The organism is Bacillus sp. 166amftsu (genome assembly GCF_900107445.1).
Taxonomy (GTDB): domain Bacteria; phylum Bacillota; class Bacilli; order Bacillales; family Bacillaceae_G; genus Bacillus_A; species Bacillus_A arachidis.
Genome location: NZ_FNQA01000006.1, coordinates 30,553 through 53,635, shown reverse-complemented (window position 1 = coordinate 53,635; position 23,083 = coordinate 30,553). Strand labels below are relative to the sequence as shown.

Genomic DNA, 23,083 nt, shown 5'->3' with positions numbered 1-23,083 from the left:
TATACAAATTAAAAACTGACAAAATGACAAATTCCTTATTTACTCAATACATTTTCAATTTTTCGTATGAAGATACATCTTTTTGATATACGTTTTCATTTATTCTTTTATTTATTTGTATCTTTTCTGTAGTAATAGAATACTGAATCATCCCTTTATCGAAACTAAGAAAATTTAGCATGATTCCCGTATTTTTTTCAACAATCATTTCAAATTCCCCCTGTAAATCTTCTGATGTACTAACAGGCATCTCTATATTTATAACACCCTCTATTTTGTAACAATCTAATCCAAGATACTTTATTTCTTTGAAATTCCAATCTTTATATCTAATTAACAAATCTGCAAACTCAGATTGAATACTGTATGTAGCGAATCCGACATATTCACCGTCATATCGTTTCTTCTCTCCTACTTTATTAAAGACCCTTTCGGTAGGAGTTAATTTTAGTAATTCTTTGTTTTTTGGTTCAGGCCTCCAATCCACTTCTTTATAAGTAGCATCTTTATCATTAAATTCCTGTCTTTTTCCATTGTTATATAAAATTGTCATTTTCTTTGATTGCCGATCCTCTTTAGAAGAAATCCCCCTCTTATTCTCTGTATCAATTGCATATTTGTAAGTAGTAATAAGATGAGATGATCTCGTATATTCTTCAAATTGGCCTGTTACATTTTTAAAATAATCAATTGAATCTAGCATTCTTTGATGAATCTTTTCTTTTTCAGGATAATTCACGTTAGATTTTGTTTCTTCTTCATTTTCATAATCTGAAAATGCTTTTTTCGTTACATATTCAAATACCCCACCTTTTTGTGCAAAACTTTGCACAGAAAATTCAAGCATAGAAACGAGTGATAATACCAGTATTGCCGCACTAACAGCCATAATTTGAACTCTGTAAGATTTCTTTTGAACAGGAATATTATGTAACGTATTACTAATTTTCTGATTCAAATGCTCTGGTAACAATGTCTTTTCTTTTTCTATTCGCTTTTTCAGCTTTTCATCAAACAGTTTGTCTCTATCCATCGTATTAGCACCCCCTATTCCATTTTTAATTGCTCCTGTAGTTGTTCCCTCGCTCTCGACAATCTTGATTTAACTGTACCTTTTGGGATTTCTAATAGTGTTGCAATATTTTCTTGATTCATATCCTCGTAATAATACAACACTGTTACAGCTCTTAATTCTTCATTTAAGGACTGAATTGCATTATGCAAGTCTAGATCTTCGTAATCGTCAAACGATATCATCTGATAATCACTCTCTTCCATTGCGATTACTTTTTTATATGACCGGATTATTTCATTACAATGATTAATTAAAATTCGTATTAACCATGTTTGAAAAAACTCCTCATTTTTAAGTTTTTTTATATTTTCATACGCTTTCAAAATTGTTGTTTGCATCGCATCTTCTATATCAACTTCATCATGTAGCATTGCTTTTGCAATACGATAAAGCTTAACTTTATGTGTATGTATTAAGGAAACAAATGCTTCATGATTACCTTTTTTAGCTAAAGAAACATCCGTCTCTTCTTTCACCATAGTTTTATATAACGGTAGTACTTTCACTGTTTGTCCTCCTGTTTTATTTCTCTCAATAAAACTTTACACTTATTAGACGGTTTAGTGCGATAAAAGGTTCATTTTTTTCTTAATTTTCCAGAAATAAAAAAGATAGTTAATTCCTTTATGAACTAACTATCTTTTCAACCATATTCATCTACAGCGGCAAGTCTCTCTTCTTGAACAACACAATCGCTACTGCAAAGATACAAATAGCACCGCAAGTTAACCCAATACTCACCGGCCATATGTTATATGTTCCTGCTACAATTTCTTCTGGACGGAACAGTGAGAATAATGATATATTTCTCATCCATTCTAGCTTATCACTTAATTTCCCCACCATATTTAATACATAAAATAAAATGGTTAGACTTGCTGAATAGCTAAGAGCTTTTCTTTCATCATTACATAGACAAGAAAATAAAAATGAATAGGCACTGACTACCAAAAATACAAGTCCCCCTACTAAATTCATCTTGAAAAATAATTCTTGATTTAGATTATTGTCTTTTAAGAACAACTCTGCTCCTAATACACCAGCTCCGTACGTAGCAAGTGTAATAATCAGTAATCCAAGAATAAGAACTACTGCTTGTGTTATTGCAATCTTCACTCTAGATACAGGTGTTGCTAGTAAATACGCCATCGCTCCTTTATCTACATAATGAGCTATTAAGTGCGTCGCAACTGTTACACTAAAAACCGTCAAAATGATAATAAACAACATGCCATAGTATTCACCCGCTAAGAACTCACTTACATTTTGAATCGGAGTTTCCATACCAACTATTTTCTTCACACTCTCTGGCATAGCACCTATCAGTTCATTTAACCCTTTTGCTGATACGAGTGATGGGAATATCCAAATTAACAACCATAAATAAAGAGCCGCACCAATCGAATAACTCCATATACTTTTTGAATTTTCTTTAAAGCTAGCTAAAAACAGCTGTTTATTCATGGTTTGCACCCTCTTTCGCATCATAATAATGCATAAATAAATGTTCCAAATCCATAGCTCTCGTTTGAAGTGCTTTTACATTATACTGTGCAAATATTTGTAATACTTCCTGATAATTCCCCTGCACAATAACAGATGCTGTATTCCCCTTCACTGCTTCAAATTGCAAATTTTTCTTTTGTAAAGACCGCATTTCCTCTTGAGAGGACACTGTTACATCCATTACCTGTCTTCTCATCCCCTGTAAATCATGAATATTTTCCACTGTTACAAGACGTCCTTCTTTAATAATCGCTACTCGGTCACATGTCCGCTCGATTTCTGTGAAAATATGTGACGACATAAGGATTGTCTTTCCTTTTTGTTTTTCTTCTAGTATTAAATCAATAAAAGTTTGTTGCATAAGTGGGTCTAATCCCGATGTTGGTTCATCTAGAATTAACACCTCTGGATCATGCATAAATGCAGCAACAATGCCTACCTTTTGTTTCATCCCTTTAGACATTTTTCGAATCGGTGTTTTCACATCAAATTGTAATCTTTCAATAAGCTCATCACGTCGTTTTGTTTCTTTCAATCCTCGCATACCTTGCATTAGTTTTAAAAATTCTAATCCATTCATTCCTTCTGTAAAAGAAATTTCTCCTGGCAAATAACCAACTTCTCTTTGGATTTTCGCAGCCTCATTCCAGCAATCTAATCCAAAAATTTCTGCATGACCAGCTGTTGGTTTGATAAATCCCATTAAATTACGAATCGTCGTTGATTTCCCTGCACCATTCGGTCCTAGATAACCGAAAACTTCACCTTCTTTTACTTGAAAAGTAATATCAAATAACCCTTTTCCATTTGAAAATTGCTTTGTGATATTTTGAACTGAAATCATTATCCCACCTCATTTTTTGAAATATTTAACTGTTTATATTTCAAAATCATTGTACTCCTCTCCAATTATATTAGCAATAACTTTTTGAAATTTTCACAAGCCTATATTTCAAAATTATTGTCTTCATCTTTATTTTCTTGTATATTTTAGGTGAGGTGATTGTATTGAACGGGTTTGAAAAAGTGAAAGAAAAGAAAAAACGCGCCATTAAAGACGCGGCATTGTTATTATTTTCAGAACGTGGATTTAACGAGGTAAAAATAGAGGATATTGCAAAAAAAGCGAAAGTATCCCAAGTGACGATTTATAACCATTTTGGGAGTAAAGACGCTCTTTTTAGAGAACTTATTCAAGAATTTGCGACTACTGAATTCCAATACTATAAAGAGCTAGCATCCGAAAACAGGCCTTTCCATGAAATACTGCATAAAATAATTGTTAGAAAAATGGAAAGCGGCGGATTATTTCATCCTGACATGTTGTTGCAAGTGATCCAAAGAGATTCAGAGCTTCGCGAATTTATATATCGTTATCAAAATGAAACCGTCCTGCCTTGGTTTTTAGAGATATTAGAACATGCACAACGTAACAATGAAATTAATCCCAATCTTTCAAAAGAAATGATGTTACTATACATTCAAATGTTCAGTAAATTAGGTGATGACTACGGGCCTCAATTATTGGAAGGAGATCGCGAAAAACATATTCAAGATATTGTTACGATGTTTTTTTATGGGCTTTCTAATCCTGAAAATAACATTTAGAAAAATTAGGCATACAATTCAAAGACTCGGTTCACATCATACTATAAATAAAAAAGACACGAAATCGTGTCTTTTTTATTTATAGTAAAATCACCTTGCCTGTTGTACTACTTTCAATTGCATATTCGATTAATCGAATCACTTGTAAACCGTCTTCAGCTGTTACAGGAGGTTGCACACCATTTACTATACTATCTCGAATTCCTTTATAATACATTTCATAGCATCCCACTTCTGTTGGAATGCGTTTTTCTTCCTCTTCTGTTTCTAAAACAGTAAAATTACTTTCACAATCTTCTCCATATCCATTGTCACCTGGCTTCATACCAGCTTTTAATTGGTCTTCTTGTGAATCCATACCATATTTTACAATCGAACCTTTATCCCCATGAACATTGAAATGAGGTCCCGCATGTTTCACATAACTACTACTGTGTAAAATGACACGCATGCTTCCATAATGAAGTGCAATATGGAAATAATCATCCGTTTCTGCTCCAGGCCGTTGTTTTACTACATCTGCACTAATGGCATCTGGTTTTCCAAACAAATGTAATGCTTGGTCAATTAAATGCGATCCTAAATCATATAAAATCCCTGAACCTGGTAAATTCTTTTCACGCCAGCGATCACGTACATGAGGACGGAAACGATCAAAATGTGCTTCATATGTATACACATTCCCAATTTGTTTTTCCTCAATCAATTTCTTTATTGTTAAGAAATCATTATCAAAGCGGCGATTATGATACACACTAACAACTACATCATGCTCTTTCGCCAATCTAATAAGCTCTTCTCCTTCTTCAACTGAAACAACAAACGGTTTTTCTACAACGACATGTTTACCATGCACAATAGCTTCTTTTACAAATGGAAAATGCGTTGTATTTGGTGACGTAATGACAACAAGGTCAATGTCATCTCTTGTCACTAATTCATCAATATTACTAACAACCTGCACATTCGGTAACGCTTGTTTCACTATATCTTCTTTTGAAGATACAATCGCACGAATATCATATTCATCAATCGTTTGTAATAAAGGGATGTGAAATGTAGTACTAGAAAATCCAAATCCGACAATCCCTACTCCTATTTTTTTCATATATTCCTCCATATTTGAGAACGATTTCATAATTATTATATCAAGTTTTATTTTATTTACATAACCATTTGCTCATTCTTAGATTGATACAAATGAAGGAAAACTTTATTCAGTAGGGTTTTATTCATAACCCGCTGATTATTAGCTCTTACCGATCCGGATTTTATAAGCAGTTGAGTCTCATCTAATTTCTTTGCTTTTACTGAGTTTTGAAGTGGTGATCTTACTGCCCACGCATAGCGGGAGAAAAATATAGAAGATAAGGAAAATTGTCCTCATTGCCATCAAGCTAAGAAAACTATTGTCCGCCCTAAGCACTAACTCTTTACATTTATCTCATCTTATTTACTTTATTCTTCTATAAGATTTTATAAACACAAAATTTTCTCAATATACAAAACAAAAACATAATTTATAATAACTCTTGAGCTAATCATTTTGCAATTACTCATGTTCTATTTTCTAAAAGCCTTTATTACATGATTTTCATCTCTTAAACAAGGAAGGTTGAAGTTATGAGCAATACAAAAAAACTAGAATACATATTGTTTAGTAGCTGGTGTGTTTCTTTTATTGCAACCATCGGAAGTTTATATCTATCTGAAATAATGAAATATGAGCCCTGTACATTATGCTGGTACCAACGTATTCTCATGTATCCACTAGTTCTTTTACTAGGGACGGCTATTATACGGAAAGATTATAGGATTGGGATTTACAGTTTGGTTCTCGCTATCATTGGTGCATGTATAGCTGCTTATCACTATTCCCTTCAAAAAATCCCATTTTTATCTGAAAACGGAACATCATGTGGGAGAATACCTTGCGCAGGTGATTATTTAAATTGGTTCGGATTTATTACAATCCCATTTCTCGCTCTAATAGCCTTTCTTATTATTATTATTTGTGGCTTTATTCTTATTAAAGTAAGCAAGGAGAGAAACAGTATATGAAAAAAATGCTTTTTTTCATGATTACTATTTTATCAATATTTACACTTATTTTTATTCTAACCAATAAAGGAACAAAAAGTGAAAAAACCACAAGTACTGAAAAGGTAGATTATTATAAAAATCAAATTACCCCCGAACAATTGCAACAAGATCTATCAAATCACAAAACAAAAGTAGTTTATTTTTACAAAACGACCTGTCCGCATTGCCAAAAGATTTCACCAATTGTAGTTCCTATGGCAAAAAATATGAATATCGATATGCAAGTTTTGAATCTAGAAGAGTATAAACAAGGTTGGACTATGTTTCAGATAAAAGGAACACCTACAATTATTTCTTACAAAGATGGAAAGGAAATGAATCGTATATTAGGAGAACAACCTTTACAAACGTTTCAAACATGGTTTGAAAACAACAAATAAGAATTTATGTTTTACCAAAAACACTATTTTTTCAAACTAGTAACTAGAGTATTGATAAAGAAACAAACATTAGCTTTATTTTTAAACATACATTCTATTCATTTATGGGGAGAAAGGGGCTCTCCCTCATGCTTATCAATCTTAAATAAAAGATGATACTTGATAGGTATGCGGGGGATTCCCCATCTGCAATAAAATATAATTTATTAGGAGGTAACACGTATGTTTAAAAAAGTTGCATTATCAATTGCTTCAGTAGCAGTAGCTGGTTCAGTTTTATTTGCAAGTCAATCGGTAACGGAAGCTGCTTTTTATCCGGTACAAAAAACAGGTTCTGGGCTAGATCTTCGTACGACTCCGACAATAAATGGTACAAGGACTGAATCAAACATTCCAGATGGCACTAATCTGTGGTTGTTTTGCTATGTGAATGGCGAATCTTATATGGGAAGTAATGTTTGGGATTTTGTAGATGATAATGGCTATGGTGGCGAGTTAGATCAAGGCTTTGCTCCTGACTATTTCATTAAAACTGGTTCTTCTAAACCAGTTGTTGGATACTGCGCTTTTTAATTGGAAACAAAAGAAAACAGCCTCATCAGGCTGTTTTCTTTTTACATAGTAATATCAGTAGTGGTTACTCCACTCACCTCATTTTTTGTTTGCTGCTCTCGTATCACATCAGTAATTACTTTTACGGATTTAACATCATTTGGAGCTTGAGGTAAGAAACAAATTAGTGTTAACTTCATTTTCTCCTTCGCATTTAAACTTCGACTTTTTGGGTCCGCATTCATTTTATATACATCTACTTCCTCACCATTACTTAAAACAAGTGTTTTAAAAGGACCTTGTTCCAAATCAAGCACTTGATCTGAAGTATTTTCTAAAGTGGTTGTAAATTGTATTGCATTCATTTGCTCTGTACTTAGTCCTCGTTCTTTTAAGTTGTATTTCCCAATTTCACTTACTTCTGTACTCTGGATCACCTTAATTCTTTCTACTTGAATATGAAGAGGCCCTGCTTCTATCATTGTATTAGGCTCACTTAATTGCTTTAGAGTCACTGTTCCAAGTGGATGCTTTGCCTCTTGTCCTACGTGTGTTAATGGCTCTGTATAAGGCTTAGTTTTCACATTAGTTTCAGCTATTGGCGCTTTTTTAGTATCAGGTTCTACCTCTTTTTCAGAATTTGTTTGATTGGAACAAGCCGATATAAATATACATGTAGATACAGTCATTAAAAAGGAATATACTTTTTTCATTTATGGACTCCTTTATTACAGAATATAGTTCATACATTTGTTACTGTTCCATAGTTCTTAAGTTATTGTAAATTAATAGTTTGAATTTTTAAATATTCAATTCAAGAATTTATGTAATTCTATATTGAGAAAATTTATGTAAAGATACTTATTTTGTACAACAGGAATTTTATAAAGTAAAACTTCCATGAGTGGCAGGTTTCTTCCCCCTACTTATGGTTAGTTGAACCAATCGGGCATTCATCTCCCACTTCTTTGCTCTTCACTGAAATTTGACTTAAGAGTGATACTGTCCGTTAATACGGGATAAATCCTAAAATGTATTAGAATTAAAGCTTCCAATATTTCAAAAAAACCATGCTCTATATAATATAGAACATGGTTTTCACTAATAAAATGCGTATATTTAATTGGAATATTTACTATCGTTTATTCATTCTATCCGTTTCTTCGTCCATGTCTCAACCACTTCACCGGTCTCACTAACATCTAACACTAAACTACCGTTGCTATACCGGTCTTTATTACGAAATACTTTTGGATCTATTTCTTCTACAATCTGTTTTTCTGTTTTCATATAAACAAGTTCATCATCACGAACAATTTCAATACCAACAATACGGTACGGATTACGTTTTAACTCTTTAAAGATAACAAGACCTCGCTTTGCCCTTGTTGATTTTTCAATTTCAGATGCTTTTAATCGTTTCACTGCACCGCGCTGCGTTATGAGAATAAGTTGATCTTTTTCACCATCTAACGGTTTACCAGAAGCAACATAGTCATCTTCCTTTAAATTAATCGCTTTTACACCAGCCGCCCTTACACCAACTGGACTTACTTCTTCTTCATCAAAAATAAGTGCATATGCACCATGTGTTGCAAGAACAATATCACTTGTTCCATCTGTTGTGAATATATCTACAACTTCATCATCTTTTTTCAGGTTCACAGCAACAAACGCTCTTGAATAGCGCTGAACCTTGTACTGATTTAGTTCCGTTTTTTTGATCATACCATTTCGCGTTACGAATACGATAAATCGCTTTTCTTCCTCGAAATTCGGTACAACAGTCGCCCAAATTAATGTTTCATCCCTATCGAGCGAAACAATATTCGCAACATGCTGACCTAAATCTTTCCAACGAATATCTGGCATTTCGTACACTGGAAGATAAATATAGTTTCCTTTATTCGTGAATAAAAGAACCGTTTCTGTTGTGTTTGTATCGAAACGCTCAAGTAAGATGTCGCCCTCTTTCATACCGAAGTCTTTTCCGTTCGATGCGTTATGTGAGCGCCAACCCGTTCGCTTCACATACCCTTCTTTCGTTACAGTAACGATGACATCCTCTTGTGGAATCATAACTTCCACATCGATTTTTATTTCTTCAATTTCCTCTTCAATAACGGCACGGCGATTATCACTATACGTTTTCTTTACTCTCTTCAAATCTGTTTTTATTACTTGAAGAAGCCTTTTCTCACTTTGTAAAATCGCTTGTAATTCTGTAATTTTCTTTTCTAGTTCTTCCGCTTCTTTTTCTAGTGCTGTAATATCTGTATTTGTTAAACGATACAATTGCAGTGATACAATTGCTTCCGCTTGTGCTTCTGTAAATCCAAATTTTGCACTTAAATTATCTTTTGCATTACGTTTATCTTTAGATGCTCGAATTGTTTCAATTACCTCATCTAAAATCGATAATGCTTTCATTAAGCCTGCCACTATATGCTGGCGGGTTTCTGCTTTTCTAAGTTCATATTCTGAACGACGTGTAACAACCTCTTTTTGATGCCCAATATACGCATCTAGAATTTTCGGTAATGTCATAAGCGTCGGACGACGGTTATTAATAGCTACCATATTAAAGTTATATGGCACCTGTAAATCCGTATTTTTATATAAATAATTTAAAATACCTTCTGCATTTGCTTCTTTTTTCAATTCTACAACAATACGAAGACCCGTACGATCCGTCTCATCACGTACTTCAGCAATTCCATCTAGTTTTTTATCTAGACGTAATTCATCCATTTTCTTTACTAGATTTGCCTTATTTACTTCATATGGAATTTCTGTAATAACAATTTGTTGTTTACCACCACGGATGGTTTCAACTTCTGCTTTTCCGCGAATGATGATTTTTCCTTTTCCTGTTTCATACGCTTTTTTAATTCCATCAATCCCTTGAATAATACCACCTGTTGGAAAGTCAGGTCCTTTAATTACTGTTAATAAGTCATCAACGGAACTATTTGGCTTGTCAATACGCATCATTGTAGCATCGATTACTTCACCAAGATGATGCGGCGGAATCTCGGTTGCGTAACCAGCAGAAATTCCTGTTGAACCATTTACTAATAGGTTTGGGAACATCGCTGGCAGTACGACTGGCTCTTCACTTGTATCATCAAAGTTCGCTACAAATTCTACTGTTTCTTTATCAATATCACGAAGCAATTCAGAGGCAATCGGCGATAACCGCGCTTCTGTATAACGCATCGCTGCCGCTGGGTCACCATCCACACTACCATTATTCCCATGCATTTCAACTAAGACGTTACGTACTTTCCAATCTTGACTTAGACGAACCATCGCCTCATATACAGAGGAATCGCCATGTGGATGGTAATTACCAATAACATTACCAACTGTTTTGGCCGATTTACGAAACGCCTTATCATGTACGTTTCCTTCTACATACATGGAATATAAAATACGACGTTGTACCGGCTTTAAACCGTCACGCGCGTCTGGTAGCGCGCGGTCTTGAATAATATATTTACTGTAACGTGCAAAACGATCACCTAACACGTCTTCAAGCGGGAGGTCATGAAACTTCTCTGCTTGCATGTTATTCCACCTCCGTCTCCATAATCATTTCATTTTCCAAAATATTTCCTTCTTCTTGCATACCAAATTGTACATTGCGTTCAATCCATTTACGACGTGGTTCTACTTTATCACCCATTAATGTGGTCACGCGTCGTTCCGCTCTTGCCGCATCATCAATTTTCACACGAATTAATGTCCGCGTTTCTGGATTCATTGTCGTTTCCCATAACTGATCCGCGTTCATTTCACCTAGACCTTTATAGCGCTGCAACATATATCCCTTACCAACTTTTTTCGTCACACCATCTAACTCTTCATCCGACCATGCATATTCAATTACTTCACTTTTCCCTTTTCCTTTACTTACTTTATATAAAGGTGGAAGAGCAATAAATACTTTACCTGCCTCAATTAACGGCTTCATATAACGGTAGAAGAATGTAAGTAATAATACTTGAATATGGGCACCGTCTGTATCGGCATCAGTCATAATTACAACTTTATCATAGTTAATATCCTCGACAGAAAATTCGTTTCCAACACCACCGCCAATTGCATAAATGATGGTATTAATCTCTTCATTCTTGAAAATATCAGCAAGCTTTGCTTTTTCCGTGTTAATTACTTTACCTCGTAGTGGTAGAACTGCTTGGAAACGGCGATCACGTCCTTGCTTTGCAGAACCACCGGCAGAGTCACCCTCTACTAAATATAGTTCGTTCTTCTGCGGATTTCGTGATTGCGCAGGTGTTAACTTCCCGCTCAATGTTCCTTCTGAACGCTTTTTCTTCTTACCAGTCCTTGCTTCTTCTCTTGCTTTTCGTGCTGCTTCACGGGCTTGTGCTGCTTTAATTGCTTTTTTCACAAGAAGTGTTGCTACGTCTGGATTTTCTTCTAAAAAGTATGCTAAGTGTTCGGACACAATCGCATCTATAGATGAACGGGCTTCACTTGTTCCAAGCTTCCCTTTTGTTTGACCTTCAAATTGTAGTAAATCCTCCGGTACACGTACAGAAACAATTGCCGCTAACCCTTCGCGAATATCTGTACCTTCTAAATTTTTATCTTTCTCTTTTAACATTGAGACTTTACGAGCGTATTCATTAAAAACACGTGTCATCGCTGTTTTAAATCCCGCTTCATGTGTCCCGCCATCTTTCGTACGTACATTGTTTACGAATGAAAGAATATTTTCTGAATAGCCATCGTTAAATTGAAATGCAAGTTCTGCTTCAATCCCATTTTGTTCACCAGCGAAGTATACAACCGGATGGATTGAGTCCTTTTCTTCGTTTAAATAAGCAACAAAAGCTTCAATTCCTGTTTCATAATGAAAAACATCTTCTAAATCATTTCGTTCATCTTTTAAAGTGATTTTCATGCCTTTTAACAGAAATGCAGATTCACGCAATCTCTCACATAACGTTTCGTAGTTATAATTTGTTGTACTGAAAATAGATGGATCTGGTTTAAAATGCATCGTTGTTCCAGATTGTTTCGTTTTTCCGATTTTCTCTAGTGTTGTTGCAGGAACACCACCATTTTCAAAACGTTGTTCGTATATATTCCCATCACGTTTAATAGTTACAACGAGCCATTCTGATAAAGCATTTACAACCGATGCACCAACACCGTGTAAACCACCACTCGTTTTATAACCGCCTTGTCCAAACTTACCACCTGCATGAAGTACAGTTAAAATGACTTCAGGTGTAGGTTTTCCAAGCTTATGCATTCCCGTAGGCATTCCACGCCCTTTATCAATAACACTAATACTATTATCTTTATGTATTATGACAGAAATTTCGTCACCAAATCCCGCTAATGCTTCATCAACGGAGTTATCTACTATTTCGTATACTAAATGATGCAATCCACGGCTATCTGTACTCCCGATATACATACCCGGGCGTTTTCGCACGGCTTCAAGACCTTCAAGCACTTGAATGGCATCTTCGTTATATTGAAATTGATGCTTCGCCAAACTCCTTGCCCCTTTCCTAATCAAATCAGAACATATGTTTCTATTATAGAATAACTCCTTAACCATACTTTTGGCAAGTTATGTTATGTCTTTTATATACCATTTTCAATAGAAAAATCCTTGTTTTTTCACAAGGATTCCTCTAGGCTACTATTTCAGAAAAATAATCGTTTGTCAACGAGAAATGGATATGTATTCCAAATTACATACTCCACCATTTGATAATTAACCAAATGACAATTATCCAAAATGGGATAACCAGTAGCAATCCCCAAAAACAGCCTTTAAAAAATCTCATGATGAACACCTCGTTCATCTGCCCAGTTTTCAAATGTTATCCTGAGCTGAATTGACCTTTCATTTTCAATATCTAGACTACTTCGTCATCGCATGTTCTACTTTAATGCAACGATCCATAATAACAGTATAGCCCTTTTCCTTTAAAAACCTATATGTATCTTCATCTTGTACTCCTAATTGTGCCCAAAAAACATCCGCGTCAATCTCGACAAATTCTTTTGCAACATCCATTAAAAATTCAGAACGGCGGAATACATTTACAATATCAACATGTTCCTTAATATCTTTTAATGACGGAACAGCTTTTTCTCCTAGTACTTCATCTACGGACGGGTTTACTGGAATAATACGATACCCTGCATCCTGCATTGCTTTTGAAACCATGTATGATGTACGTTCTAGTTTATCGGATAATCCAACAACCGCAATTGTTTTACTATTTTTCAATATTTCACCAATTTCCGTACGAGTTGGGTTTTCAATTACCATACTAAATCCCTCCTATTCTTTTAGTATAGCCGATAAAGAAAGCCTCTTTCAATACGAAAGAGACTTCTTTATTAATTGGTAGCAGCAGAGTTATCCGCAAGAGTAACTGTTTTCGTCATTTTTTCACCATTTCGGTAGAATGTAACTTCAACTTTATCGCCAACTTTTTTCTTCTCATATAAATACTTACGGAATTGAAGCGTATTTTCAACCTTTTGTCCATCTAGTGCTACAACAATATCATATTGCTGAAGTCCCGCTTTTTCAGCTGGTGAAACTGAATAAACTTTACTTAAGAGAACACCACTTGTTACATCTTTTGGCAACTTTAATTGACCTAGTGCATATGGTTGTATCTCTTCTAGAGATGCAACTGTAACTCCCATTGCTGGACGTTTTACTGTACCATCTTTTTCAAGAGAGTCAATCACTGGTTTTGCTATATTGATTGGAATTGCAAAACCAATTCCCTCTACTTCTTGCTGTGCAATCTTACTAGAGTTGATTCCGATGACTTCACCATTTTGATTAAATAGCGCGCCTCCGCTGTTCCCAGGGTTAATTGCTGCGTCTGTTTGAATAACTTGCGCTTCCCAATCCACACGTTTGTCACCATTAATATCAACTGGAATTTCACGCTCTTTACTACTAATAATCCCTTCTGTCACACTACCATCAAAACCTAGTGGATTCCCAATTGCAATTGCCGATTCACCAGCGCGAATTTTACTTGAATCGCCAAGCGTTGCCACTTTATTAACATTAGATCCATCAATCTCTACAACAGCTAAGTCTAACCAAGGGTCTTTACCAACTAGTTTTGCCTCCACTGTTTTACCATTACTTAGTTTTACTGCAAGCTTGTTTGCTCCCTCTACTACGTGATTATTCGTTACAATCAAAGCCTTATTCCCTGCTTTTTTGTAAATTACACCCGATCCTGATCCAGCTTTCGTTTCTTCTTGCTCTGCTGGCTGCATTGCAAATGGATCAATATTTTGTTGCATGTTAATTACACCTACAACAACCTCTTTAGCTCCTTCAATCATACCCGGTAAATCTGTTTCATTTTTTGCTTTATTTACAACAGGAACCACAGTTCCCTCTACTTTTGAATTAGAAGTTAAAACCGTCCCGTTCCCATTTGTCCATGGCATATATGGTGCTACGAAACTAATGGATACAGCTCCGATAACTGCTCCAACTAGACCTGTAAAAAAGTATCCTTTTTTACTACCTGATTTTTTGCTTTCTCTCGTTTCACTATGCTCTTCATTCATATTTGATCCGTCATAATATCCCATAATTGATATCCCCTCTCTGCTGAATTCATAGTTTCAGTATAGTCACATTTTGTGTCCTTCTTGTGAACTCATCGTGAAATCCAATTAAAATAATACCCTTATTCAATATTGTAGACAAAAAAACTATAATTTGTACATTTTCACTTACAAAAAAGGGTGTAAATGTACTATATTCCCAACCTATATATTTTTTCAACATATAAGTTGCTATTACGAAGAGCCAAAAGGAAACTTCCCTCAAAAAGAATGCTTTTCTACCGTTTTTCCATTTGTATTTATAAATATCTCTAAGTTGAATTACATAATATTTAAGAGTTATTCCTCAAACTTATATCCCACTCGAATGACAGTCCCGATATGTTTTGCTTTGTCACCTAACTTATTACGTAATTTTTTTATATGTGTATCTACAGTACGATCATCACCATAATAATCATATCCCCAAAGTTGATCTAATAAATGCTGGCGTGATAATACGATTCCTTTGTTCTCCATTAAATACACAAGAAGTTCGAATTCTTTATGCGTTAATATAATTTCTTCTCCATTTACCGATACCGTACGTGAAAGACGATTCACATCGATTCCAGCCATAGAGAGTGTATTCTCTTCGGCAATCCCTACTGCCCCATCAGCACGCTTTAATAAAGTTTTCGCCCTAGCTACTAGTACTTTGGGGCTAAAAGGCTTTGTTACATATTCATCAGCCCCAAGTTCAAAACCTAACAATGTGTCATCTTCGTCAGAACGTGCTGTAAGCATAATAATTGGTACCGCCGACTCTTTTCGAATACGACGACACACAGACCAGCCATCTATCTCTGGCAACATGATATCTAACATAATTAAATCAATTGTATGTTCCGCAAATAATTCTAACGCTTGTTTTCCGTCTTCAGCTTCTATTACTTCAAAACCTTCATTGCGAAAATAATCACTAACAATTTCTCGTAATCTTCTTTCATCTTCAACAAGCAATACCGTTTTGTTCATCTAACCTATCCCGCCTTTTTACTCTTTCAATCGAATAATACGTTGATTGGAGCTTCCGCGAAATGGAAGTGTCAAGTCTCTTTTTTCAATTTCAAACCTTCCATCGACAAGAACATCCCCATAATGTAACAACTCTATCATATCATTATTTTGAGAACTCTGTATCTCTTCTAATGTATAACCTGTGTAAATCCATAAGTTTTTTTTCAAAGCCTTCACCGCTTTTGCTACCTTCTTCACTTCAGCAGCTTGAAAAAATGGATCTCCACCTGAAAATGTTACATCAGTAAGCACATTTTTGGCAATCTCTTTTACAATTTCTTCTACGGTCATTTCAGTACCATTACAAATATTCCATGACTTAGGATTATGACATCCTAAACAACGATGCGGACAGCCCGCAAAAAATATGACTGTCCGCAATCCTTCTCCATCTACTACACTATCATGAATAATATTCATTACTCTCATTTATGTTTCACCCGATCTGCTTCTTCACTGCGCTTTGCACTATTCCATTTGGACATATCTCCTACAAGATATCCTGTTATACGGCGAATTCTCTCTATTTCATTCTCATCCTCGGTTCCACAATTTGGACATTCATTTTTGATGACACCATGATAGCCACAGCATTTACAACGATCCACAGGGTGATTTATGGATCCATATCCGACCCCATACTCTGCCATCGCCTGTACGATTTGTTTCAATGCCTTTTGGTTATGAACCGCCGCTCCATCTAATTCAATATACGTGATATGTCCACCATTACAAAGTGTGTGAAACGGTCCTTCTAAACGTATTTTATCAATTGCTTGAATGTTATAATAAACCGGAATATGGAATGAATTTGTATAATAATTATGATTTGTCACACCACTAATGGTTCCAAATTCCTCTCGATCTTTTTTAACAAACTTTCCTGATAACCCTTCAGCAGGTGTTGCAATTAAGGAGAAATTCAGCTGATGTTCTTTCGTGGCTTGATCCATCTTCTGTCTCATTAATGCCACAATTTCATTTCCAAGATTCCATGATTCTGTATCTTCCCCATGATGTTTTCCTGTTAAAGCAACTAAACATTCTGCAAGACCGATAAAACCAATACTTAACGTTCCTTGTTTTAAAATTTCAGCAACAGAATCTTCAGGGTTTAGCTTTTCTCCGCCTCTCCATATTCCTTGTGAATATAAAAAGTGAAAATCTCTTGCCTTCTTCGTACATTGATAAGCAAACCGTTCGAGTAGTTGATGAATACCAAGATCTATATAATAATTTAAAGCTTCAAAAAACGCTTCTTGTGAACCGCTAATTAATGCTAATTTCACCAAATTAATAGATGTAAAAGATAAATTCCCTCTACCAATCGCAGTCTCTTCTCCATGAATATTAGACATAACACGAGTTCGACACCCCATATAACATACTTCACTTTCTGGACGACCATCATAATGCACTGCATTAAATGGTGCATCTAAAAATGAAAAGTTCGGGAATAAGCGTTCTGCTGTCGTTTCTAATGCCAATTCAAATAAATCATAGTTCGGATCATTTTCTTCAAAATTGACACCTTTTTTTAGTTTGAAAATTTGAATAGGGAAAATAGGTGTTTCACCTTTTCCTAACCCAGCTTTTGTCGCCCGTAATAATTGTCTAACTAACAACCGCCCTTCTTTTGATATATCTGTTCCATAGTTAATTGAAATAAACGGAACTTGCCCACCGCCCCGGCTATGCATGCTATTTGAATTATGAATAAAAGCTTCACACGCTTGATACGTATCATTCTCTGTTTCTTTCCATGCAAACTCTTCTACTTGCTCTTTTGTTAACGGATACGCCCCTAATCTTTTCTTATTTCTTTCAAATGTTTTTCTCACATATGGTGCTAAATCCATATCAAACATGGCAAAGGATTGACCACCGTGCTGCATGTTTTGATTGGCTTGAAGAATAATCGAAGAAAGTGCCAACGCACTTTTAATATCTTGTGGTTGCCTCATATGTCCATGCCCTGTATGAAATCCGTTTTCAAGCAGTTGTGCTAAAGGAATTTGCGAACACGTTGTCGTACCTGTCGCATAAAAATCCATATCATGTGGATATAATATATTTTGATTGATTGCTTTTTTTACTTGTTCAGAAAGCAAATGTTCCACTGCATAATATTTTGCACTCTCAGATGCAAATGTTCCCATCATTCCCATAGGGGATCGTCCATCAACATTTGCATTTTCTTGCATTAAATCCTGTTCATTCCCGTGGACAATTGTTTCAAACATCTTCACTAATTCTTCTCCACGCTCACTTTGTTTCATCATTTCTAAAACCTCCAACTACATCTTGTTCATTCACTAACAAAATGATACAACATATAGTCTTGATCAATCTGTGAGAAATGTAACATTCCTGTGAAAGTTTTTTTAAGAAACTTTGAATTTTTCATTTACAAAAAAGAAATGTGCTCTTTACAAATGTATGGTACAATATACGGGAAAAACTCTTTTTACCCTTTATCAACACATTTGAATAAAGGAGACTGAACTTATGCTTACATATCTTTTATTTATCGTTGCGTATTTACTTGGCTCGATTCCATTTGCACTTGTTGTTGGAAAAATTGGTTACGGAATCGACATTCGCGAGCATGGTAGCGGTAATTTAGGAGGAACGAATACATTTCGGACACTAGGGAAAAAAGCAGGCTTTATCGTTACAATTGCTGATATTTTAAAGGGAACGTTAGCGACAGCTCTGCCGTTAATTTTCGCCTTAGATATCCATCCCCTTTGGTTTGGATTGGCTGCAGTTCTTGGACATGTATACCCAATCTTTGCAAAATTCCGCGGAGGAAAAGCAGTTGCAACTTCTGCTGGCGTACTCTTATGTTATGCGCCAGTCATCTTTGCGATATTAGCCGTTATCTTTTTCACCCTTCTATTTACAACGAGATACGTATCACTTTCTTCTATGGTAACAGCTGTTGTTGCTGTTATCGCATCAATTGTTACTGGGGATAAAATCTTTATTGTTGCAATGTGTTTATTAGCTGGTATGGTTATTTATAGACACCGTGCAAATATTGGACGAATTATAAATAAAACTGAACCGAAAGCAAATTTAACAAAGAAACAAAAGTAAGGTTGCAACCCACATAACGCAAAAAGAAAACGCAAAGCATATTAATAGCGTCTTTTTGCGTTATTTTTTATACTATAGAAAAAGCAACATAACTTGGAGGAACTATACATGAACCTTTCTGTAACAAATGAAGCAGTAAATTGGTATAAAGATGAATTAAACTTACAATCTGGCGATACAATTCGCTTTTTCGTACAATATGGTGGTTGTAGTACTGTTCAAAAAGGGCTTTCTTTAGGAATCCGTAAAGATGACCCTGCGCATCCTGCTGTTCAAATTCAAGAAGAGGGTATTACTTTCTTTGTTGAAGGTGATGATGAATGGTTCTTTGATGGACACGACCTAGCCGTTACCTTTAATACTGGGGATGACTTTCCACAATTTAATTATGAAAAATAAAAAAGCGCGTGGCGAAATCCACGCGCTTTTTTATTTTTTCTTAATCTCTTCATACTTCGCATACCACTCAGGATATAATTTCTTAAAGGATACGGGACGAAAACCATCTTTTTTCGCACAAATATTTGTTGTTGTAGCGGTAATACAAAGGTCTCCATCACCATTATAAATTTCATATCCATATGTAACACGAAGTGGACTAACTGAATCAATCCATGTTTTCACAATTGCTCTTTCTCCATAACGCATTGCTTTCCGATATGAAATTTGTAAATCTAACACTGGAGAAATAACTCCTTCTTTCTCCATTTCAATATATGAAAACCCTAATTCCTGTATCAATTTTGTACGCCCTAATTCTAGCCATACTAAATAGTTTGAATGGTAAACCACACCCATTTGATCTGTTTCCGCATAGCGGATTTCAATTTCGTGTTCTGCTACAAACATATCATAATCTCCTTCTCACTTCTGTTTCCTCGCATACATTTAATCATAATACAGTGAAATCAAAAATAAAATAGAAACGGTGGATCTTTTACTGAAAGGAGCGAGTATATGATTCAAATTGTAACCGTTCGTAGCGGTGATAGCGTATATAGCTTAGCGTCAAAATTTGGTACTACGCCCGAAGAAATTGTAAAAGACAACGGACTTAATCCAGCTGAAACACTTGTTGTCGGTCAGGCACTAATTGTAAATACGAAAGGAAATAATTATTACGTACAACCTGGAGACAGCCTTTATCGAATTTCTCAAACATATAACGTTCCTCTTGCTAGCCTAGCAAAAGTTAATAATCTATCATTAAAATCCATTCTCCATGTTGGTCAACAATTATATGTCCCAAAGGGCTCCAAACGAGAGATAGAATCTATCGCCTATTTGCAACCTTCCACAATTCCTATTAAAGAAAGCTTAGTAAGTGCTACACGGGCTATTAATCCTTTTTTAACATATTTAGCTTATTTCAGCTTTGAAGCACAAAGAGATAGTACTTTAAAAGAACCAACTGAAACCGCTAAAATTGCTGAGCTCGCTAAGCAAGGACAAACAATCCCAATGCTCGTCATTACTAATATCGAAAATGGAAACTTTAGCACCGCATTAGCATCTATTCTTTTAAGAAGCGCTACCATTCAAAATAAGTTTATTACTAACATTCTACAAACAGCTGAGAAATACGGTATGCGTGATATTCATTTCGACTTCGAAAATGTCGCTCCAGAAGATCGCGAAGCATACAACCGCTTTTTACGAAATGTAAAAACAAGATTACCTGAGGGATATACATTAAGTACGACACTTGTACCAAAAACGAGTTCAAAACAAAAAGGAAAGTTTTTTGAAGCACATGATTATAAAGCACAAGGGGAGATTGTTGACTTTGTTGTGATTATGACTTATGACTGGGGATGGCAAGGTGGACCACCTATGGCAGTTTCTCCTATTGGCCCTGTAAGACAGGTAATCCAATATGCAAAATCCCAAATGCCCCCGCGAAAAATTATGATGGGACAGAATTTATATGGTTTCGACTGGAAGCTCCCCTTTAAGGCAGGAAACCCTCCTGCAAAAGCTGTTAGTTCTGTTGCAGCTGTTGCACTTGCTCGTAAATATAATGTTCCAATTCGTTATGATTTCACAGCACAAGCACCGCACTTTAATTATTTTGATGAAAATGGCGTGCAGCACGAAGTATGGTTTGAAGATGCTAGGTCTGTTCAAAGCAAGTTTAATTTAATAAAAGAACAAGGCATTCGCGGAATTAGCTATTGGAAAATCGGACTCCCTTTTCCGCAAAACTGGCGTTTACTTACTGAAAATTTCTCAATTATAAAGAAAGGCTGACAACTGTCAGCCTTTTTACCCATTATTTTCAGATTCATCTTTTATTTCACTTTTCAATGAATCAATACTTTCTAAACGGCGTTGGTTTTTTGCTTCAATTGCAGCACGGTCTTTTTCATTTGAAACTTCTGCAGTTTCTTTTGCCTCATTAAAATTATCAATCGTATTTTGTACCATCTCTTGCAATTTTTCTACATTATCACTTCTGTCATCTGGATTTGCTTTATATTGCTCTGACATGTTGTTTCCCTCCTAATTAAGATATATATACATATTAGCTTTCCAAAAACGAATTAGATTATGTATACACATAAAAAAAGGAGAATGAAAACATTCTCCTTTTCTTTAACCGTTATCCACAATCGGTTGTTTCCCTGTCTGATCTTGCATTTGCTTCCCTTTATTTCCACCAGCTTTTTTTGACTGTGTTCCAATGTGATCTGGTGTAAAATCTTTTGAGTTCTTTTTTGGATTTCCCATAACATTCGCCTCCTTACCACTAGTATCATACTAGCGGTAAGAATTATTCAGCCTGCTTAAAAAGTTGCATTTCATAACGCTTTTCAATCCGTTCTTCAATCCGTTCAATTGCATCACGATCGCTTAACAGTTGCCTTTTATTTTCCTTCACAAGTTCTTCAAACGTTTGCCGACGATTTCTTCTCATGCTGTTCATCCTTTCTCCTTCTCTTTCTTACTAACTAGTATGAGCAAATGAAAAACTCTTTAATCAGATTTGTAAGAAAATTTTATGTTTTGTTAAAGAAAAGTCTATTATGCACAAAAAAATCCATTCGCAGTCCTTGGACAACGAATGGATTTTTCATTTCATTATACTCAAATATTTCTTAATCGCTTCTTCTGCATTCACTTGATTTTCTTTATACTCGTGTAATGCTCGTAACACTGAATCATATTCAGCCAAAATATAGCTCTCTAACTTCATAAGGTCATCTAAACTTTCAATCATTATTCTCGTCATACCTATTTCACTTTTTAAAGCCGGTTCACATTTTAAGCTAGTAGATATCTCTAGCACGTCTTGTTCTGTTTTTTCAGTTAGTACATATTTTTTTCGCCCTTTTACTTTCATCCTCACAATTGGATAAAAAGCTTTAATATCTAAATAATTTCCGACACTTACATAACGGATCCACTCTACATCGCGATTATGTTTCATAAGCATTTCTTTTATTAATGTGCATACTGCCTCTTCTTCAATCAGCTCTTTTTTCATTTTCTTTTGTCCTTCTTCTTGAATAGCAGCACATTTTCGATATACGGCCGCACATGTAATACAGTCATCAAGTGCATTATGGGAACTCAAACGAATTCCAAGCATTCTTTTTAAAGTTTCCAACTTGTGATTTGGGGCATACTGCATATATTTTTTCGATAAAAATACCGTATCAATTACTTTATTTTTAGGTTCTGGCAATCTAAGCCTATTTAGATTACTCTTTAAAAAACGCATATCAAACGAAGCATTATGAGCAACAATCGTATCTTTACCTAAAAACGCTAAAAATAATGGCAACACTTCCTGAATCGTTGGAGCATCTGAAACACGATAATTTGTAATCCCTGTTAGACTGGTAATCCGACTTGGAATAAACCTCTCTGGATTTACAAAAGAAACAAATTGATCTACCAGCTCATGATTACGGTATCGAACCGCCGCCACTTGAATTATTCGGTCATTATAAGGATTAAATCCTGTCGTTTCAAAATCAATCACAACATAGTCTGCTGGCAAAGATAAATGTCCCACAACATACTCTCCTTCATGATTATTATCGTTCAAATTCCTTTTATCATATCATGAACAAGCTGTTTGATGAAA

General features: G+C 35.2%; 25 protein-coding genes. 7 read left to right on the top strand and 18 right to left on the bottom strand.

From position 1 onward, the window contains the following. Positions 1 to 43 precede the first annotated feature (43 nt). The 4 genes from BLV40_RS16245 to BLV40_RS16230 form a co-directional block, all read right to left on the bottom strand. Positions 44 to 1,033, bottom strand: coding sequence for an anti-sigma factor (locus tag BLV40_RS16245; protein ID WP_090691793.1), 990 nt, complete (start codon positions 1,031 to 1,033; stop codon positions 44 to 46). Positions 1,034 to 1,047: 14 nt separating this feature from the next. Beyond that, positions 1,048 to 1,581, bottom strand: coding sequence for a sigma-70 family RNA polymerase sigma factor (locus tag BLV40_RS16240; RefSeq protein WP_026591615.1), 534 nt, complete (start codon positions 1,579 to 1,581; stop codon positions 1,048 to 1,050). 151 nt (positions 1,582 to 1,732) lie between these two features. Beyond that, positions 1,733 to 2,539, bottom strand: coding sequence for an ABC transporter permease subunit (locus BLV40_RS16235; protein ID WP_090691789.1), 807 nt, complete (start codon positions 2,537 to 2,539; stop codon positions 1,733 to 1,735). Beyond that, on the bottom strand, positions 2,532 to 3,425 hold the full coding sequence (locus BLV40_RS16230; RefSeq protein WP_090691786.1) for an ABC transporter ATP-binding protein: 894 nt from the start codon (positions 3,423 to 3,425) through the stop codon (positions 2,532 to 2,534). Before BLV40_RS16230 ends, BLV40_RS16235 begins: the two co-directional genes overlap by 8 nt. Positions 3,426 to 3,562: 137 nt before the next feature. Here BLV40_RS16230 and BLV40_RS16225 point away from each other — a divergent pair, with 137 nt between their 5' ends. Continuing rightward, positions 3,563 to 4,189 carry a TetR/AcrR family transcriptional regulator gene (locus BLV40_RS16225; protein WP_139265551.1) on the top strand — a complete coding sequence of 209 codons (627 nt, stop codon included), beginning with the start codon at positions 3,563 to 3,565 and terminating at the stop codon, positions 4,187 to 4,189. A 79-nt stretch (positions 4,190 to 4,268) separates the two neighbouring features. On the opposite strand, the gene BLV40_RS16220 is transcribed toward BLV40_RS16225, so the two are convergent. Beyond that, on the bottom strand, positions 4,269 to 5,297 hold the full coding sequence (locus BLV40_RS16220) for an oxidoreductase (protein WP_090691779.1): 1,029 nt from the start codon (positions 5,295 to 5,297) through the stop codon (positions 4,269 to 4,271). 515 nt (positions 5,298 to 5,812) lie between these two features. On the opposite strand from BLV40_RS16220, the gene BLV40_RS16215 reads away from it, so the two are divergent. The 3 genes from BLV40_RS16215 to BLV40_RS16205 all read left to right on the top strand — a co-directional run bounded on the left by BLV40_RS16215 (position 5,813) and on the right by BLV40_RS16205 (position 7,245). After that, positions 5,813 to 6,250, top strand: a complete 438-nt coding sequence (locus BLV40_RS16215; RefSeq protein WP_090691776.1) for a disulfide oxidoreductase — start codon at positions 5,813 to 5,815, stop codon at positions 6,248 to 6,250. After that, positions 6,247 to 6,672: a thioredoxin family protein gene (locus BLV40_RS16210; RefSeq protein ID WP_090691774.1), complete on the top strand. Its 426-nt coding sequence runs from the start codon at positions 6,247 to 6,249 to the stop codon at positions 6,670 to 6,672. The genes BLV40_RS16215 and BLV40_RS16210 overlap by 4 nt, the downstream gene beginning before the upstream one ends. A 222-nt stretch (positions 6,673 to 6,894) precedes the next feature. Further along, entirely contained in the window at positions 6,895 to 7,245 is a 351-nt protein-coding gene (locus BLV40_RS16205) for a hypothetical protein (RefSeq protein WP_090691771.1), read from the top strand. 41 nt (positions 7,246 to 7,286) lie between these two features. Here the strand turns inward: BLV40_RS16205 and BLV40_RS16200 are convergent, their stop codons facing one another. The 8 genes from BLV40_RS16200 to BLV40_RS16160 all read right to left on the bottom strand — a co-directional run bounded on the left by BLV40_RS16200 (position 7,287) and on the right by BLV40_RS16160 (position 18,170). Next, entirely contained in the window at positions 7,287 to 7,937 is a 651-nt protein-coding gene (locus BLV40_RS16200; RefSeq protein ID WP_090691768.1) for a hypothetical protein, read from the bottom strand. A gap of 433 nt (positions 7,938 to 8,370) precedes the next feature. Next, positions 8,371 to 10,794: a DNA topoisomerase IV subunit A gene (parC, locus tag BLV40_RS16195; RefSeq protein WP_026591624.1), complete on the bottom strand. Its 2,424-nt coding sequence runs from the start codon at positions 10,792 to 10,794 to the stop codon at positions 8,371 to 8,373. Position 10,795: 1 nt separating this feature from the next. Next, positions 10,796 to 12,760 carry a DNA topoisomerase IV subunit B gene (parE, locus tag BLV40_RS16190; RefSeq protein ID WP_026591625.1) on the bottom strand — a complete coding sequence of 655 codons (1,965 nt, stop codon included), beginning with the start codon at positions 12,758 to 12,760 and terminating at the stop codon, positions 10,796 to 10,798. 375 nt (positions 12,761 to 13,135) lie between these two features. Continuing rightward, the gene (locus BLV40_RS16180; protein ID WP_090691765.1) at positions 13,136 to 13,549 is read right to left on the bottom strand and encodes a CoA-binding protein; all 414 of its coding nucleotides are present in this window, start codon (positions 13,547 to 13,549) and stop codon (positions 13,136 to 13,138) included. 71 nt (positions 13,550 to 13,620) lie between these two features. Further along, entirely contained in the window at positions 13,621 to 14,853 is a 1,233-nt protein-coding gene (locus tag BLV40_RS16175) for a S1C family serine protease (protein ID WP_026591627.1), read from the bottom strand. 315 nt (positions 14,854 to 15,168) lie between these two features. Beyond that, entirely contained in the window at positions 15,169 to 15,846 is a 678-nt protein-coding gene (locus tag BLV40_RS16170; protein ID WP_026591628.1) for a response regulator transcription factor, read from the bottom strand. Between the two features lie 18 nt (positions 15,847 to 15,864). Beyond that, complete coding sequence (gene nrdG / locus BLV40_RS16165) at positions 15,865 to 16,317, bottom strand: anaerobic ribonucleoside-triphosphate reductase activating protein (protein WP_026591629.1); 453 nt, start codon at positions 16,315 to 16,317, stop codon at positions 15,865 to 15,867. Beyond that, positions 16,314 to 18,170: an anaerobic ribonucleoside triphosphate reductase gene (locus BLV40_RS16160; protein ID WP_090691762.1), complete on the bottom strand. Its 1,857-nt coding sequence runs from the start codon at positions 18,168 to 18,170 to the stop codon at positions 16,314 to 16,316. The genes nrdG and BLV40_RS16160 overlap by 4 nt, the downstream gene beginning before the upstream one ends. Before the next feature lie 226 nt (positions 18,171 to 18,396). On the opposite strand from BLV40_RS16160, the gene plsY reads away from it, so the two are divergent. Together plsY and BLV40_RS16150 are read left to right on the top strand one after the other, a co-directional pair. Next, entirely contained in the window at positions 18,397 to 18,990 is a 594-nt protein-coding gene (plsY, locus tag BLV40_RS16155; protein WP_026591631.1) for a glycerol-3-phosphate 1-O-acyltransferase PlsY, read from the top strand. 108 nt (positions 18,991 to 19,098) lie between these two features. Continuing rightward, positions 19,099 to 19,389 (top strand): HesB/YadR/YfhF family protein, encoded by a 291-nt coding sequence (locus tag BLV40_RS16150; protein ID WP_090691759.1) that lies wholly within the window; start codon positions 19,099 to 19,101, stop codon positions 19,387 to 19,389. A gap of 30 nt (positions 19,390 to 19,419) precedes the next feature. Here the strand turns inward: BLV40_RS16150 and BLV40_RS16145 are convergent, their stop codons facing one another. Continuing rightward, positions 19,420 to 19,839 (bottom strand): acyl-CoA thioesterase, encoded by a 420-nt coding sequence (locus BLV40_RS16145; RefSeq protein ID WP_026591633.1) that lies wholly within the window; start codon positions 19,837 to 19,839, stop codon positions 19,420 to 19,422. 108 nt (positions 19,840 to 19,947) lie between these two features. Here BLV40_RS16145 and BLV40_RS16140 point away from each other — a divergent pair, with 108 nt between their 5' ends. Next, positions 19,948 to 21,240 carry a glycoside hydrolase family 18 protein gene (locus tag BLV40_RS16140; RefSeq protein ID WP_090691756.1) on the top strand — a complete coding sequence of 431 codons (1,293 nt, stop codon included), beginning with the start codon at positions 19,948 to 19,950 and terminating at the stop codon, positions 21,238 to 21,240. 15 nt (positions 21,241 to 21,255) lie between these two features. On the opposite strand, the gene tlp is transcribed toward BLV40_RS16140, so the two are convergent. The 4 genes from tlp to BLV40_RS16120 all read right to left on the bottom strand — a co-directional run bounded on the left by tlp (position 21,256) and on the right by BLV40_RS16120 (position 23,011). Next, the gene (tlp, locus tag BLV40_RS16135; RefSeq protein ID WP_026591635.1) at positions 21,256 to 21,480 is read right to left on the bottom strand and encodes a small acid-soluble spore protein Tlp; all 225 of its coding nucleotides are present in this window, start codon (positions 21,478 to 21,480) and stop codon (positions 21,256 to 21,258) included. A gap of 105 nt (positions 21,481 to 21,585) precedes the next feature. Continuing rightward, complete coding sequence (gene sspN / locus BLV40_RS16130; RefSeq protein ID WP_003199081.1) at positions 21,586 to 21,720, bottom strand: acid-soluble spore protein SspN; 135 nt, start codon at positions 21,718 to 21,720, stop codon at positions 21,586 to 21,588. Positions 21,721 to 21,763: 43 nt separating this feature from the next. Next, a complete protein-coding gene (locus tag BLV40_RS16125) occupies positions 21,764 to 21,907 on the bottom strand; it encodes an FbpB family small basic protein (RefSeq protein WP_081811010.1) in 144 nt (47 codons plus the stop codon). Between the two features lie 156 nt (positions 21,908 to 22,063). Further along, positions 22,064 to 23,011 (bottom strand): 3'-5' exonuclease, encoded by a 948-nt coding sequence (locus BLV40_RS16120; RefSeq protein WP_090691753.1) that lies wholly within the window; start codon positions 23,009 to 23,011, stop codon positions 22,064 to 22,066. Positions 23,012 to 23,083: the final 72 nt, after the last annotated feature.

Coding starts and splice junctions, on each gene's coding strand:
- BLV40_RS16245 (WP_090691793.1), bottom strand. CDS start 1,033: ATGGATAGAGACAAACTGTTTGATGAAAAGCTGAAAAAGCGAATAGAA.
- BLV40_RS16235 (WP_090691789.1), bottom strand. CDS start 2,539: ATGAATAAACAGCTGTTTTTAGCTAGCTTTAAAGAAAATTCAAAAAGT.
- BLV40_RS16230 (WP_090691786.1), bottom strand. CDS start 3,425: ATGATTTCAGTTCAAAATATCACAAAGCAATTTTCAAATGGAAAAGGG.
- BLV40_RS16220 (WP_090691779.1), bottom strand. CDS start 5,297: ATGAAAAAAATAGGAGTAGGGATTGTCGGATTTGGATTTTCTAGTACT.
- BLV40_RS16215 (WP_090691776.1), top strand. CDS start 5,813: ATGAGCAATACAAAAAAACTAGAATACATATTGTTTAGTAGCTGGTGT.
- BLV40_RS16210 (WP_090691774.1), top strand. CDS start 6,247: ATGAAAAAAATGCTTTTTTTCATGATTACTATTTTATCAATATTTACA.
- BLV40_RS16205 (WP_090691771.1), top strand. CDS start 6,895: ATGTTTAAAAAAGTTGCATTATCAATTGCTTCAGTAGCAGTAGCTGGT.
- BLV40_RS16200 (WP_090691768.1), bottom strand. CDS start 7,937: ATGAAAAAAGTATATTCCTTTTTAATGACTGTATCTACATGTATATTT.
- parC (WP_026591624.1), bottom strand. CDS start 10,794: ATGCAAGCAGAGAAGTTTCATGACCTCCCGCTTGAAGACGTGTTAGGT.
- BLV40_RS16180 (WP_090691765.1), bottom strand. CDS start 13,549: ATGGTAATTGAAAACCCAACTCGTACGGAAATTGGTGAAATATTGAAA.
- BLV40_RS16175 (WP_026591627.1), bottom strand. CDS start 14,853: ATGGGATATTATGACGGATCAAATATGAATGAAGAGCATAGTGAAACG.
- BLV40_RS16170 (WP_026591628.1), bottom strand. CDS start 15,846: ATGAACAAAACGGTATTGCTTGTTGAAGATGAAAGAAGATTACGAGAA.
- nrdG (WP_026591629.1), bottom strand. CDS start 16,317: ATGAGAGTAATGAATATTATTCATGATAGTGTAGTAGATGGAGAAGGA.
- BLV40_RS16160 (WP_090691762.1), bottom strand. CDS start 18,170: ATGATGAAACAAAGTGAGCGTGGAGAAGAATTAGTGAAGATGTTTGAA.
- plsY (WP_026591631.1), top strand. CDS start 18,397: ATGCTTACATATCTTTTATTTATCGTTGCGTATTTACTTGGCTCGATT.
- BLV40_RS16150 (WP_090691759.1), top strand. CDS start 19,099: ATGAACCTTTCTGTAACAAATGAAGCAGTAAATTGGTATAAAGATGAA.
- BLV40_RS16145 (WP_026591633.1), bottom strand. CDS start 19,839: ATGTTTGTAGCAGAACACGAAATTGAAATCCGCTATGCGGAAACAGAT.
- BLV40_RS16140 (WP_090691756.1), top strand. CDS start 19,948: ATGATTCAAATTGTAACCGTTCGTAGCGGTGATAGCGTATATAGCTTA.
- tlp (WP_026591635.1), bottom strand. CDS start 21,480: ATGTCAGAGCAATATAAAGCAAATCCAGATGACAGAAGTGATAATGTA.
- sspN (WP_003199081.1), bottom strand. CDS start 21,720: ATGGGAAATCCAAAAAAGAACTCAAAAGATTTTACACCAGATCACATT.
- BLV40_RS16125 (WP_081811010.1), bottom strand. CDS start 21,907: ATGAGAAGAAATCGTCGGCAAACGTTTGAAGAACTTGTGAAGGAAAAT.